This window comes from Rhodococcus sp. 14-1411-2a (genome assembly GCF_002259485.1).
Taxonomy (GTDB): Bacteria; Actinomycetota; Actinomycetes; order Mycobacteriales; family Mycobacteriaceae; genus Rhodococcoides.
Map to the genome: position 1 here is coordinate 288,689 of NZ_NPGA01000008.1, position 12,373 is coordinate 301,061.

The 12,373-nt window shown below is 63.6% G+C and carries 11 protein-coding genes; 5 read left to right on the forward strand and 6 right to left on the reverse strand.

All coding sequences use genetic code 11. The features are described from left to right. Positions 1-176: 176 nt before the first annotated feature. Both CH291_RS05265 and CH291_RS05270 read right to left on the reverse strand, forming a co-directional pair. Positions 177-362 carry a hypothetical protein gene (locus tag CH291_RS05265; RefSeq protein ID WP_080735648.1) on the reverse strand — a complete coding sequence of 62 codons (186 nt, stop codon included), beginning with the start codon at positions 360-362 and terminating at the stop codon, positions 177-179. Between the two features lie 117 nt (positions 363-479). After that, the gene (locus CH291_RS05270; protein WP_032391798.1) at positions 480-1,628 is read right to left on the reverse strand and encodes a 2-methylaconitate cis-trans isomerase PrpF family protein; all 1,149 of its coding nucleotides are present in this window, start codon (positions 1,626-1,628) and stop codon (positions 480-482) included. A gap of 352 nt (positions 1,629-1,980) precedes the next feature. Between CH291_RS05270 and CH291_RS05275 the strand changes: the two genes are divergently transcribed. From CH291_RS05275 to CH291_RS05290, 4 genes are all read left to right on the forward strand, one after another. Further along, complete coding sequence (locus CH291_RS05275; protein WP_032391797.1) at positions 1,981-3,477, forward strand: GntP family permease; 1,497 nt, start codon at positions 1,981-1,983, stop codon at positions 3,475-3,477. A gap of 35 nt (positions 3,478-3,512) precedes the next feature. After that, positions 3,513-3,908, forward strand: coding sequence for a universal stress protein (locus CH291_RS05280; RefSeq protein WP_032391796.1), 396 nt, complete (start codon positions 3,513-3,515; stop codon positions 3,906-3,908). A gap of 36 nt (positions 3,909-3,944) precedes the next feature. Continuing rightward, on the forward strand, positions 3,945-4,457 hold the full coding sequence (gene rraA / locus CH291_RS05285) for a ribonuclease E activity regulator RraA (protein ID WP_032391795.1): 513 nt from the start codon (positions 3,945-3,947) through the stop codon (positions 4,455-4,457). A gap of 66 nt (positions 4,458-4,523) precedes the next feature. Next, a complete protein-coding gene (locus tag CH291_RS05290) occupies positions 4,524-5,600 on the forward strand; it encodes an isocitrate/isopropylmalate dehydrogenase family protein (RefSeq protein WP_032391794.1) in 1,077 nt (358 codons plus the stop codon). Between the two features lie 30 nt (positions 5,601-5,630). On the opposite strand, the gene CH291_RS05295 is transcribed toward CH291_RS05290, so the two are convergent. The 4 genes from CH291_RS05295 to CH291_RS05310 form a co-directional block, all read right to left on the reverse strand. Then, positions 5,631-6,509: a GntR family transcriptional regulator gene (locus CH291_RS05295; protein WP_230598268.1), complete on the reverse strand. Its 879-nt coding sequence runs from the start codon at positions 6,507-6,509 to the stop codon at positions 5,631-5,633. Positions 6,510-7,236: 727 nt separating this feature from the next. Then, positions 7,237-8,766 (reverse strand): class I adenylate-forming enzyme family protein, encoded by a 1,530-nt coding sequence (locus CH291_RS05300; RefSeq protein ID WP_032391792.1) that lies wholly within the window; start codon positions 8,764-8,766, stop codon positions 7,237-7,239. Between the two features lie 351 nt (positions 8,767-9,117). Further along, on the reverse strand, positions 9,118-9,702 hold the full coding sequence (locus CH291_RS05305) for a response regulator transcription factor (protein WP_032391791.1): 585 nt from the start codon (positions 9,700-9,702) through the stop codon (positions 9,118-9,120). Beyond that, positions 9,699-10,871, reverse strand: a complete 1,173-nt coding sequence (locus CH291_RS05310) for a GAF domain-containing sensor histidine kinase (RefSeq protein WP_094686861.1) — start codon at positions 10,869-10,871, stop codon at positions 9,699-9,701. Before CH291_RS05310 ends, CH291_RS05305 begins: the two co-directional genes overlap by 4 nt. A gap of 204 nt (positions 10,872-11,075) precedes the next feature. On the opposite strand from CH291_RS05310, the gene CH291_RS05315 reads away from it, so the two are divergent. Beyond that, on the forward strand, positions 11,076-12,233 hold the full coding sequence (locus CH291_RS05315; RefSeq protein WP_094613505.1) for a serine hydrolase domain-containing protein: 1,158 nt from the start codon (positions 11,076-11,078) through the stop codon (positions 12,231-12,233). Positions 12,234-12,373 lie beyond the last annotated feature (140 nt).

Sequence of the window (12,373 nt, forward strand, 5' to 3'; positions counted from 1 at the left end):
GCCGTGGCGGCTCGAACTGGACTTGCGATTCCGAGCGACCTGCGAGCAATGTGGCGACGCAAGTTCGATCCAAGCTGCCGCGACGCTTACCCGCAGCGATCGATCAGGTCAACAACGGTAGTTGCCGCACCGTCAAGAGGAGTTGACGTGAGGCCAGTCCTCTAATCGGCATTACGTCAAGCCACGTGGCGGTCGTCGGCAGTGCTGTCCACCGGTGCGGTCTGCAGCCACGGTCCCCAGGATCCGTCCTCGCGCTGCCGCCGAACCTGTGCAGGCGCACCGTTGAGCTGCTCGAAGGTCGACGCCACTGTCCAAGGATCCTGGCGTCGTTGCAGATCGAGACAGTGCCGCAGCGATGGCACGATGCGGTCTTTACGCAACGTTGTAGCGATTCGGGCGGTCGGCCCTCAGTCGGTGAAGTACACCTTGGCAGTTCTGGCGTCCTCTTCAACCCTTCTATAGTGCGCCGGGTGAAAATATCAAAGGTGGAGGGAAAGTGGATTCTGCGTTGCCACCGAGCCTTGCATCAATCTTCGACACGTGCGGTAGAGCGTTGCGCTTCGTGCCTGAAGCACACCGCCATCGTCGACGGCGACGTCAGCCGCGACGTCGAACACACCCGACGGGCTCCCCACACGCAGCTGCTCGCGTCGCGGCTCGGCGATCCGAGCGACCAGCGTGTCTGGGATCTGCTGTGCCACAGCAGTACACAGAGCACCGGTAACCGTGACTGCTCGGTGGACCTGTTCGACGGAGATCATGCGGATCGAGATGTCGTAGGTCGACGAGTCGACCGGCATTCCACTGAGGGTCACATAGTCCCGCGGGCCCGCGATGATGGCGATCTTCGGGTTGGACAGCGGGGCATCCTCGGGCCGATCGCACAGCCCCATCGCCACCGCTGCCTGCCGACGTAGCTCGTCGAGCACAGCGAGCGCAGCACTGGTCGCCTCGAGCTCGGCGACGCTCTCGTGCCCGGACAGTCCCACCGAGTCCGCTCGAACGAAAACGACCGGGTTCGTCGCGTCCACCAGGGACACCTCGATAGGGCCGGCTGACGTGGTCAGGTGGTCGGTCGCAGCGCCGGTAGGCAACAGGCGGCCTGTACGCGCGCCTCCCGGGTCGAGGAATTCGAGTTTCACGGGGGCACCGGTTCCGGAGACGCCAGGGATGGCGAGGGGACCGTCGGTGCGCGCCATACCGTCGAGGACGTCGAAATGGGCGACGATGACCTTGCTGGTGTTGGTGTTGTAGATCCGCACGCTCACCGGACCGTCCGCGGCTGCGACCATCTTCTGATCGACGGCATAGGGCCCTACCGCGGAGGCGAGGTTGCCGCAGTTCGCGGCGTAGTCGACGATCGGCTTGTCCACCGAGATCTGAGCAAAGGTGTACTCGACGTCGATTCCCGGTCTCGTCGACGGCGCCACCGTGACCGCCTTGGACAGCGATGACAGACCGCCGCCCATTCCGTCCAGTTGGCGGCCGTACACATCCGGTGAACCGAGGGCGGACAGAAACAGCGCGTCGCGGTCACTCGGATCCGCGGGTAGGTCGGCCTCGTCGAAGAACAGACCCTTACTGGTTCCGCCTCGCACGAACGCCGCGGGCGTCCATTTCTGCACCATCGACAACCTCCGGATCGGTCTGGGCACGTCCGCCTCAGTCACCTGCTAAACAACTGATAGCGGGAACCCTGATGTGGATTAATAGAACATCAATGTACCACCGACGGTTAGAGATGACCGTGAATGCTTGATCAAAGCGCGGCGCGTGCAGCCCTGCAACCCGATCTAATCAACGAAGTCCTGCGATCAACTTGTGGTATTTGGTTCAAGGTGTTGACAAAAGACCATGTGGCGTTCGATAGTGGGCTGGCTCACCCGCCAGCATCGTCCCGGATGCCCCGCTGAGCGCGTACCCCCCCCATTCCGTCCACGATCGCCCGGGTGCCACGGCACCCGCCGGTAAGGAACCTCCATGGAGCTCGAATTCGCGCAACTCAGCGCGGGACCCCTGCTAGTCATCGCCGTCGCGGCCGTCGCCGCGCTCCTGGTGCTCATTCTCGCGTTCAAGCTGCACGCGCTGATCGCCTTGGTCATCGTCAGCATCGGAACGGCATTCGCTACTCGGATCCCCCCGTCCGAGATCATGGACGTCATCCTCGGCGGCTTCGGCGAGACTCTCGGCGAGATCGCCCTCCTGATCGCCTTCGGGGTCATGTTCGCGCGGCTCCTCGAGACCAGCGGCGGCTCACTCGCCCTGTCCAACTTCCTCATCGACAAGCTCGGTGAGAAACGGGCCCCGCTGGCGCTCGGACTGGCGTCGCTACTCTTCGGATTTCCCATCTTCTTCGACGCCGCGTTCATGGTGATGTTGCCGCTCTATCTCGCGGTCGCACGACGCCTCGGCGGAAACATGCTGCTCTACGTACTCCCCCCGGCCGCAGCCCTGTCGACCATGCACGTCTTCATGCCCCCGCATCCGGGTGTCGTCACCGCCGGTGTACTCCTCGGGGCCGACGTCGGCCTCGTCATGCTCCTCGGACTCCTCGTCGCTATTCCCACGTGGTTCCTCTCTGGCTACCTCTACGGGTCATGGATCGGCAAGCGCATCGATCTGCCCATTCCGGAGGCACTCATGGGCGGCCCGCAGGTCGACCCGCGACCCGATACGACCACCACCGCCGGGCACGACAGTAGCGACGGTAGCGGCGGGCCCGCACCCACGGACGGCGGAGGACGTACCAGCGTGGCGACCGCGCCCCGCCGCACCCTCGTGACACAAGATGCCCCGAGCGTCGGCACCATGTTCGCACTGCTTTTCCTGCCCCTGATTCTGATCTTCCTCAACACCCTGACCACCACACTCGCCAAGACCGGCAGCATCGACGCCGAGGCGGCTTGGGTCCCCATCCTGCAGCTGATCGGTTCCATCCCCGTCGCCCTGATGATCACAGTCCTCGCTGCCATGTGGGCGCTGGGAATTCGCCGCGGGCAGACCAGGAACGTCATCGAGGACATGCTCGACAATTCCCTCAAGCCGATCGCGCCCGTTCTGTTGGTCACCGGTGCCGGCGGCATGTTCAGCGCCGTACTCATCGTCAGCGGTATCGGCGACGCACTCGCCGACACCCTCGAATCCACCGGCCTCCCCCTCGTCGCCGCCATCTTCCTCATCACCGCGATCATGCGAGTTGCCCTGGGCGGCACGACCATCGCCATCACGACCGCGGCGGGACTGCTGGGCGCTTCGATCGTCGACTCCGGCCTCTCCCCGGTTCAGACCGCGGCCGCAGTTCTGGTCATGGCCGGCGGATCCGCAGTGCTCCCACACGTCAACGACGCGAGCTTCTGGCTCGTCGGACGACTGCTTGGGATGAACGTCATCGAGACCCTCAAGACCTGGACCGTCCTCAAGACCCTCCTCGGCACGATCGGCGCACTCTTCGCCTCGGGAATCTTCTACCTCGCCTGACACCCCGACCGGTAGAACCACGAAAGGAACCACACATGAGCGTCGCCGTCATCTACGAACACACAGACGAAGGAGAGGTCGCCCTCCAAGCCGCCGCCGGCACCGTCGACCCGAGCGAGAATCTGCAGATCCTGACCACCTGGTCCGGCTCCTCGGCAGCCGGAGCGCACCAGGCCGAACACGACGCAGTGCACGCCAGTGTCTCGGCCGCACTGCCGAACAACACTTCGTGGCACCTCGACCTGGTCGACCCCACCGAGGATCCGACCGGTGCCCTGATTACACGGATCGCCGAGCTGGCCCCGCGGCTACTGGTCCTCGGCACCCGCCACCGCTCCGCCCTGGGCAAGATGATCCTGGGCCGCCCCCAACAACGGTTGCTCCTCGAAGTCGACCAGCCCGTTCTCGTCGTCAAACCGGGCCGTAACTGAACCGCACAGTATTCTCACCACGAACAGGGGCACACCATGATCGACCAGCAGCAATTCCTCGACGGCACCGTCGGCACAGCCGACCTCGCCGACATCCTCGGAGACACCGTTCGCTCCTGTGATTTGTCGATGACCGACTACGGAGGACACGAACGATTCGCCGGCGCAGCAGCGACCGTGCGCTGCCGTGACGACAACATCGTCGTCACCGACGCCTTGAAGACACCGGGTCACGGGCGAGTCCTGATCGTCGACGGCGCAGGCTCGACCCACAGCGCACTCATCGGAGACATCTACGGAGCGCTGGCCGCCGAGAACGGATGGGCCGGAATCATCGTCAACGGCGCCGTCCGAGATCGAACACCGTTGTCACGGATACCGATCGGCGTCAAAGCAGTCGGCACCAACCCGCGCAAAAGCCGTAAGACGGGCGAGGGTGAGACCGACATCCCCGTCGCGTTCGGCGGCGTCGTATTCCATCCCGGCGACCAGGTCTTCAGCGACGAGGACGGAATTGTCGTCGTCAGCGCACCGAGCGTCGACACCTGAGCAGGTGTATTCGAGTCCGGCGACATCGTCACCGCCACAGCGTCACCGACCCCACGAAAGAAACACATGAGCACCTCGATCCTCGTCCTGCCCGGAGACGGCATCGGTCCCGAGGTCACACCGGCGACCATCGCCGTACTCGAGGCGGCCGACCGTGAATTCGGCCTCGACCTTCGATTCGAGACCCACGAGATCGGCCTGTCCTCCCTCGCGGCCGCGGGAACGACCCTGACCCCGCAGACGATGGCCCGTATCCCGGAGGTCGACGGCGTCATCCTCGGCCCGGTCTCGCACTACGACTACCCCTCTCGCGACGAAGGCGGGATCAATCCGTCGGCCGAGCTGCGCACCGTCTTCGAGCTGTTCGCCAACATCCGGCCGTGCCGCTCCCGCGAAGGCCTGACCATCCTCCGAGAGCCCATGGACTTGGTGATCGTGCGGGAGAACACCGAAGGCTTCTATTCCGACCGCAACATGTTTGCCGGCACAGGCGAATTCATGCCCGACGCAAATCTGGCGTTGTCCGTTCGCAAGGTCACCGCGGCCGCGTGCGAGCGCATCGCCCGCGCTGCGTTCGAGCTAGCGGCAACCCGACGCAAGAAGGTCACCGCGGTGCACAAGGCGAACGTCCTCAAGCTGTCGGACACCCTGTTCCTGCGCGAAGTGCGCCAGGTCGCCGCCGACTATCCGAACGTGGAACTCGAAGAACTGATCGTCGATGCCACGGCAGCGCTGCTGATCCGTCAGCCCTCACGATTCGACGTCATCGTCACCACCAACATGTTCGGCGACATCCTCAGCGACGAAGCTTCCGAGCTCACCGGGAGCCTCGGCTTGGGCGGGGCCATCAACGCCGGTACCGACATCTGCGTGGCTCAGGCCCAGCACGGGTCGGCCCCCGACATAGCCGGCCAGGACATCGCCAACCCCACCTCGCTCATCCTCTCGGCCGCGATGCTCCTGGACTGGATCGGTCAGCGAAAAAACGACCCCGCTCTCATCGAAGCGGGTCAGATGATCTCTCGTGCAGTCGATCTCGTTCTCGACAACCCGGACTCCCGCACCCGCGACATCGGTGGGCCGCTCGGTACCGTCGCTTTCAGCAAAGCAGTTGTCGACACGATATCCGCCGCCGTACGGTGACCGCAGACCGCTCCTGCCCGACCGGGCAGGTCAGCTGCTCCGAGTCTTCTCCACGCTCACGGTCGCTAGATGGCGGTAGAGCAACGTGCTCGCCCTGGCGTTGTCCCCGTCGAGCAGGAGATTGGCGATCTGTACGTGCTCACGACACCGAACGACGCCCTTCTCCCGCTGCAGTGTCTGGCGGTACTCGATGAGTCGACGTGTGCGGTCGATGCGCTTGAGCGCGTCGATGTAGTACGCGTTCCGACTGCAGCCGATGATGACTTCGTGGTGATGGGAGTTGAGATCGAACAGTTCTGCGTTCGATATTTCCCAGATCCGGCCGTCGACGAGTTGTTGCTGAGCCGCTGTCGAGGCTTCCAATGCGGGCCTGTCGAGCACGAAAGTGGGTTCGAGAATCGCTGCGGGTTCGATGACCAGGCGAAAGTGATAACTGTCCTGATACATCTTCATCGAGGTCAGCATCGGCTGAAATTCCCAGCCGTATCCGGGCAGCCTGTCGATCCACCCCTCACTGGCCATGCGGCGGAGAAGCTCGGCCAATTCCGCCCGCGTGAGGTGATAGCGACGAGCGAGTTCCTTCTCAGTGATGCGGTCGGGCAGGTCACCTTCCAGGCGATGTCGCGCGACCCGCAGGTAGGTCTCCTCCCCCGCCGACTTAGCGTCGGTCGGCGTAGCCGGAAGGTGGTCGGCGGACTTCAGGACCACGTACCCGCCGCGGTCGGTCGTCTCGACGATGCCGTCGCGCGCGAGCAATGCCAACGCACCGCGGATCGGTGAACGGGACACCCTGAGCTGTTCCGCCAACTTCCGCTCAGCGAGCCGCGTGCCGGGCTCATAGGCACTGGTCCGGATGTGCTCGATGACCTGAGCCGCGATCTGACCGACCAACGGTGTGGGTGCGCTCACCTGCTCGTTCCTTCTATTCATGGCGAAGGTTCAGCACCGACCTCGGCAAATCTCGTACCCTCCGCCGGTATCATGCACGTACGAAAAACCATAGCGCACTAGAGCTCGCATTCGGTGTTCTGCGCCTCGCTTTTCTCAGCAGATTTCGAGCTCCGATTGCCTTGTCCAGTTCATTCGGGTACGTCGCTGCACCCCACGGTTAGCCGCTGCGCACGCATATGCTGTGCCGAACAACCCACTCCTCGGGCTCCCGACGTGCATGCCTGGGTGTGGGGGCAAATTCAGGAAGGCGATCCAGCACCGGATTATTGAATTCGGCTCCATGACCGAAGGTACGGCCCCATGTGTGGGACTGGACCTTCGTGTCGTGAGGGGCGCGCAAGGCTGGAAACCGACTAGGTGGAGCTGCCCGCAGTGGGTACTTACACTCCGGAGACTCCTGCGAACCACTGTCGAACTTGTTCGCTACGTAGAATAGGGCGTCTGAGGCCTTGACGCGAGCGCCGTTGTTTACGCCTGCCGCGACACCAAGTGACATTGGACAGCACCTCGACCCCAGCATCGACCGCGGTGGTCGGTGGAAAGTTGGTCGATTCCGCCAAAACGCGCCGTACAGGCCGCTCGACGACGACACCGCGCGAGATATGCAGCCAGCCAGGTCCGCGCGTTCGCGTGCAAGACCTCGTAGTTCACTCGTCGGCCCGCCGCTACCGACCGGTCGTTGCTCTCACGGCGACGCGTGCTCATGGAGACGTCTGCGCATGATCTTGCCGGACGATGTGGTGGGGAGTGAGTCCACGAAACGCACCAGGCGCGGTCGCTTGTATGCCGCGAGACGTTCCGCGGCGAACGTGATCAGCTCCTCGCCGGTCACCTGCGAACGGGCGGTTCGAACGACGTACGCGCAAGCAAGCTCGCCCTTCACCTCGTCCGGTACAGAGCCGACGGCGACGAGCGCGACGTCCGGGTGCGCTGCCATGACTCGCTCGATCTCGGCCGGATAGATGTTGTAGCCGCCGGTGATGATCATGTCCTTGCGGCGATCGACGACGAAGTAGTGTCCGGTGTCGTCCTTGGTTGCGATGTCTCCGGTGTGCAGCCAGCCGTCCGCTTCGAGGACCTCGTCGGTCGCAGTCTGGTTTCCGTAGTATCCGATCATCACGATCGGGCCCCGCACCATCAGCTCGCCGGGCTCACCCAATGCCGCTTCGACGGACGGGTCGGTCAGATCAACCACCTTGAGTTCGGTGCCGGGAATCGAGACGCCGATGGAACCCGGGGACGCCGGTGCGTGCACGGTATGTGTGGCACCGAGCCCGGCGATTTCGGTCATACCCCATAGTTCGAGCAGCGGCGCTCCCGCACGCGTCTGCCACCGTTCGATGGTGGACGTGGCCATGGTCTGACCGCCGACCGTGCACCGTGTCAGCGAGGAGATGTCGCGATCGGCCATGGTGTCCTCGGCAAGCATCATCGAATACATCGCCGGGACACCCTCGAACATGGTGGCGCGGTGGTGCTCGATGAGCTCGAGCGCGCGGGTCGCGTCGAACCGTTGCATGAGGACGACGGTGCCGCCGGCGATGAACGTGCCGTTCACCACGACGTTGCCGTAGACGTGGGGCGTCGGGAGAGCGGTCACGACGACATCACTGTCGGTCCTCCCGTGCATGGTGGCGGTCAGAGCACAATTCAGCAGGACGGCGCGGTGGCTCTGCACAGCCCCTTTGGGATGGCCGGTCGTTCCCGAGGTGTATCCCACCGAGCCCGGGCCCGCAGCGTCGATGTCCACCTCGGGTGCGGAGCCGACGAACGACGTCATATCGGTGAAATCGGTGGAGCCTGCGATGTTCCCGTCGAAGCAGATGACGTCGCGCAGTCGTGGCATCGTGTTCGCCACGTCGACCACACGTCCGGCGTGATCGGAACTGGTGAAAACGGCGACGGCTTCGCAGTCGTCGAGAACGAAGGCCAACTCGTCGTACGTCAGCATCACGTTGATCGGATTGACGACCGCGCCCGCTTTGAGAATGCCGTGATAGGCAACGACCCACTCCCAGCGATTCTGTGAGAACAGTGATACGAGCTGCCCGGGTTCAACACCTCTGTCGACCAACGCCGCCGCAACGCGGTCACTGAGGTCGTTCAGCCCGGTGTAGCTCAACGATCGGGTGTCGGTGATCAACGCGCACTTCGTACCGTACTGAGCTGCGGCGGTAGGGAGAATCGATGCTGGGCTGTACGAGGATTGCGACATGAGGGCACTGTACGAAGGACCATATGACGTAGGGCACCCCCGAACGGTGGGTGTGCAATGCCCTTCAAAGGCCCGACACGTCACATACCCCGGCGCCATTGCCTTTTATTCGTCCCGCATGGCGGACAAGACAGATGGCCATCGGGCCTGTACCAGTGCTCCGGGAGAAGAGCGTCACTCCAGCCCGGCTGCTCCCGTTCGAAGTCCACTGCCTGTCGCCGCTCACCGGCTCACGACCGGACAGTCCCGCGCTCGCCGGGCTCGTGCAGATCGGTGCCTTCTCTAACGCGATGCACTGTAGTGCGGACCGGTAATGATGTGTCTGGTGTCACCTGCACTCGGAGGGTGCGCTCAGAGCAATCCCTGTCGGTACGCCACAGCTATGGCCTCAGCGCGATTACGAACCCCGAGGCGTTGCATCGCCTCCTGCCAGTAGGTCTTGACCGTTGTCGGCTGAACGCCGAGTTCGTCGGCGATCTCCTGGTTGGTCAATCCAACCGCCACCAGAGTCAGCACATCGAGCTGACGTGCGGTGAAGATGCTGGCCTCGATGCCCTCGTTCGGAATGGCTACGCCGGCCGCCACCTCACGAATGAGTTCCCGGAGTCGGCCGGGTGCGGTGTCCTTGGCCAGGGTCGCCACTGCTCCCGCAGTCCGTGCGCCGCGCACGTGGGGGTGAGAGGGATCTGCGGTGAACAGCGCGATCCGCGACGACGGTCCCGACTGTAGGAGCGCTTTGACGGCGCGGACCGCATCTGTACCCGGCAACCGCACATCCAGAAGGATGACCTCGGGCCGTATCCGCGCCACCGCCGACACTGCGTCGGGAAGCGCACCCGAGGCACCCGCGAAGGTCAGATCGGGCTCGCCGTCGAGGATCAGTTGAACTCCATGCCCGACGATCGGGTGGTCGTCGACCACGTAGACGCTCGTCACAACGGAATCCGTGCTCGTACAGTGAATCCGGCGCCGTCGTCCTCGGTGATGTCGGTCAACGACCCACCCAGCCTGATGATCCTCTCTTCCGCCCCACCGAGTCCGACTCCCGGAATCACCGAGGCCGGGGCGGGGCCGTCATTGAACACCACAGCGGCGACCTGGTCCGGCAGACCGGAGAGCGTGACGGTCACCCGTCTGGCCTGTGAGTGTCGTTCGACGTTCGACAGCGCGACCCCTATGAATCTCGTCATTGCCTGAATCACAGAGGCATTCATCGGTGGAAGACTGCCGACCAACACCGCTTGGGCATTGATCTCGCTCCTTCGTTCGAAGTCCTCGACGATCCCCTCGACCTCCGCGTACAGGTCGGACGTGGCGCTCGAATGCCAGTCGGCGACGAGCGTTCGTACCAGCGAACCGATCTGACCGAGTTCGCCGGCCAGCGCACCGATCTCCTCCGCGAACTCCCGCTCGGCGACGCGGCGCTGCAATCGCTCGGTACGCGAGGCCAGCGAGAACAGGAGTGCCCCCACACCGTCGTGCAGATCCTCGCTCAAACGGCGTCGTTCGGCGAGTGCTGCTGCCGCGGCATTGGCCCGTGCTGCCCGAGCGATCTCCAACGCGGCACCTGCCCGATTCGCGAGATCCGCGATACGCGCGATCATCTCTCCACCGAACTCGCCGGCATCACGTCGCCCGACCGTCAAAACTCCCGGATGTTCAATGAGATCGCCGAGGGGCGCGGCGATCAGCCTGCGGAGCCGCTCGTCCTCGATGATGGAGTCGAACTCATGAGTGATCGACTCTGCGCCGACATAGTCCTGCACCCACTGCATCCGCGCCCGCTCGAACACCTTTCCCGTGATCCCCTGGCCGGCACCGACATGCAGTTGGGGCAACGACTCTGTGCGCTGTCCCAGAACCCGTTCGATGACCAGACCACCGTCGGACTCGGGCAGCGCGACCCAGGCGACAGCTGAACAGCCGCCTGCGTCGCCTACCGCTTCCTGCAGGGTGACGGTCAACGACGATTCGGGGTCGAACACGCTTCTCACATCGAGCAGCATGCCCAACAAGGGGTCCGTCGATCGCTCCTGATGTGGCAGCCGCATCGCTCTACCGGGCGGCGCAAACGCCGGCTCCGATCCGGCTGAATCCCAGTTCATCGTGTAACCCACCTCCAGCGTTCAACGAATGCCCGTGTCCGCCCAATCCACGTCTAAGAGTGTGACGCGGTCGGACGTCGCGGCACCTCTTTTCAGAGGTGATGACCGTCTTCCCTTTCTGATTGAGTGTGACAGCCAGCACATCAACGTGCCGGTCAGTGACTGCTTTACCAACTCAACCCGAATCGACGACAGGATGGACACATGAAGGAAGTACTCGACGAGATATTGTTCCGAGCGGTCCACACCGGCGCTGCACCGAACATCAGCGCCGTCGTCGCCGACCGCGAAGGAATCATCTACTCAGGCGGTGCCGGCCGACGAACCCCCGTGACGGAAGATATCGTCGATGTGGACACTACATACCGGCTGGCATCGATGACCAAGATGGTCACTACTGTCGCCGCGCTCCAACTGGTCGAACGCGGCGAGATAGGGCTCGACGACCCCGCCGGCGCATACGTCCCGGGAATCGACCAGCTTCAGGTCCTCGACGCCATGACCTCGGACGGACCCCGCTTCCGCACTCCGTCGACGCAACCGACCATTCGTCACCTGTTAACTCACACATCGGGATTGACCTACTGGTTCTGGAGCCCCGAGGTGTTCGCCTGGGAACAGGCGACCGGAACACCCAATGTTCTAGCAGGGAACGCCGCCGCGTTTACGGCGCCGTTGGTTGCCGATCCCGGAACGCGTTTCGAGTACGGAATGAATACCGACTACCTCGGAAAGATCATCGAGGTCGTCTCCGGGAACTCTCTACCCCGCCAGGTACACGATCACGTGACTGGTCCACTCGAGATGACACATACCACCTTCAGCCCCAGTGTCGAACAACGTGAATCCTTGGTGCCCGTTTACGCGCTGACAGACAAGGGCTGGAGCGTGACCGACATCGACTGGCCGCAAGAGCCCGACTGGTGGGCCGGCGGCCATGCATTATATTCCACGCCGCGTGACTACATCAGATTCCAGCAGATGCTTCTGCGTCGGGGTGAGTTGGACGGAGTTCGGATTCTGAGCGAAAAAACGGTGAGGGAAGCCTTCACTCCGCAGATCGGAAAGCTCGACATGCCCGCCACCATCCCGGCTGCCGATCCAGCCTCGAGTTCCGACTATCATTCCGGGGCGCACCAAACCTGGGGTTGGGGCTTACAACTGAATCGGGAACAACGGCCGGGGCTGCGCGCCCCGCTGTCCGGCTCATGGGCTGGCCTGGCCAACACACACTTCTGGGTCGACCCGACGAACGGGATCGCCGCGTCCATCTATTCGCAATTCCTGCCGTTCGTAACCCCCGGATTCATGGCTGTCTACGAGGAATTCGAACGAGCTGTCTATGCCACGCACTCAGCGTGAAACGCGTCCGAGGCCGGCGCGGCCACGATCGCCGTTCGGCGACGCGGTTGAGTAGCCACGATCGGGCCAAAATGCCGTGAGTCGTTGCCGGGACCGACTGTCCGTGGCCATGAAAAGTACCCGCTGGTGGCCAGGTCGAA

Excerpts from the sequence above, each read along its gene's own strand:
- CH291_RS05300 (WP_032391792.1), bottom strand. The coding sequence starts at position 8,766 with ATGTCGCAATCCTCGTACAGCCCAGCATCGATTCTCCCTACCGCCGCA.
- CH291_RS05290 (WP_032391794.1), top strand. The coding sequence starts at position 4,524 with ATGAGCACCTCGATCCTCGTCCTGCCCGGAGACGGCATCGGTCCCGAG.
- CH291_RS05275 (WP_032391797.1), top strand. The coding sequence starts at position 1,981 with ATGGAGCTCGAATTCGCGCAACTCAGCGCGGGACCCCTGCTAGTCATC.
- CH291_RS05280 (WP_032391796.1), top strand. The coding sequence starts at position 3,513 with ATGAGCGTCGCCGTCATCTACGAACACACAGACGAAGGAGAGGTCGCC.
- CH291_RS05315 (WP_094613505.1), top strand. The coding sequence starts at position 11,076 with ATGAAGGAAGTACTCGACGAGATATTGTTCCGAGCGGTCCACACCGGC.
- CH291_RS05310 (WP_094686861.1), bottom strand. The coding sequence starts at position 10,871 with ATGAACTGGGATTCAGCCGGATCGGAGCCGGCGTTTGCGCCGCCCGGT.
- rraA (WP_032391795.1), top strand. The coding sequence starts at position 3,945 with ATGATCGACCAGCAGCAATTCCTCGACGGCACCGTCGGCACAGCCGAC.
- CH291_RS05270 (WP_032391798.1), bottom strand. The coding sequence starts at position 1,628 with ATGGTGCAGAAATGGACGCCCGCGGCGTTCGTGCGAGGCGGAACCAGT.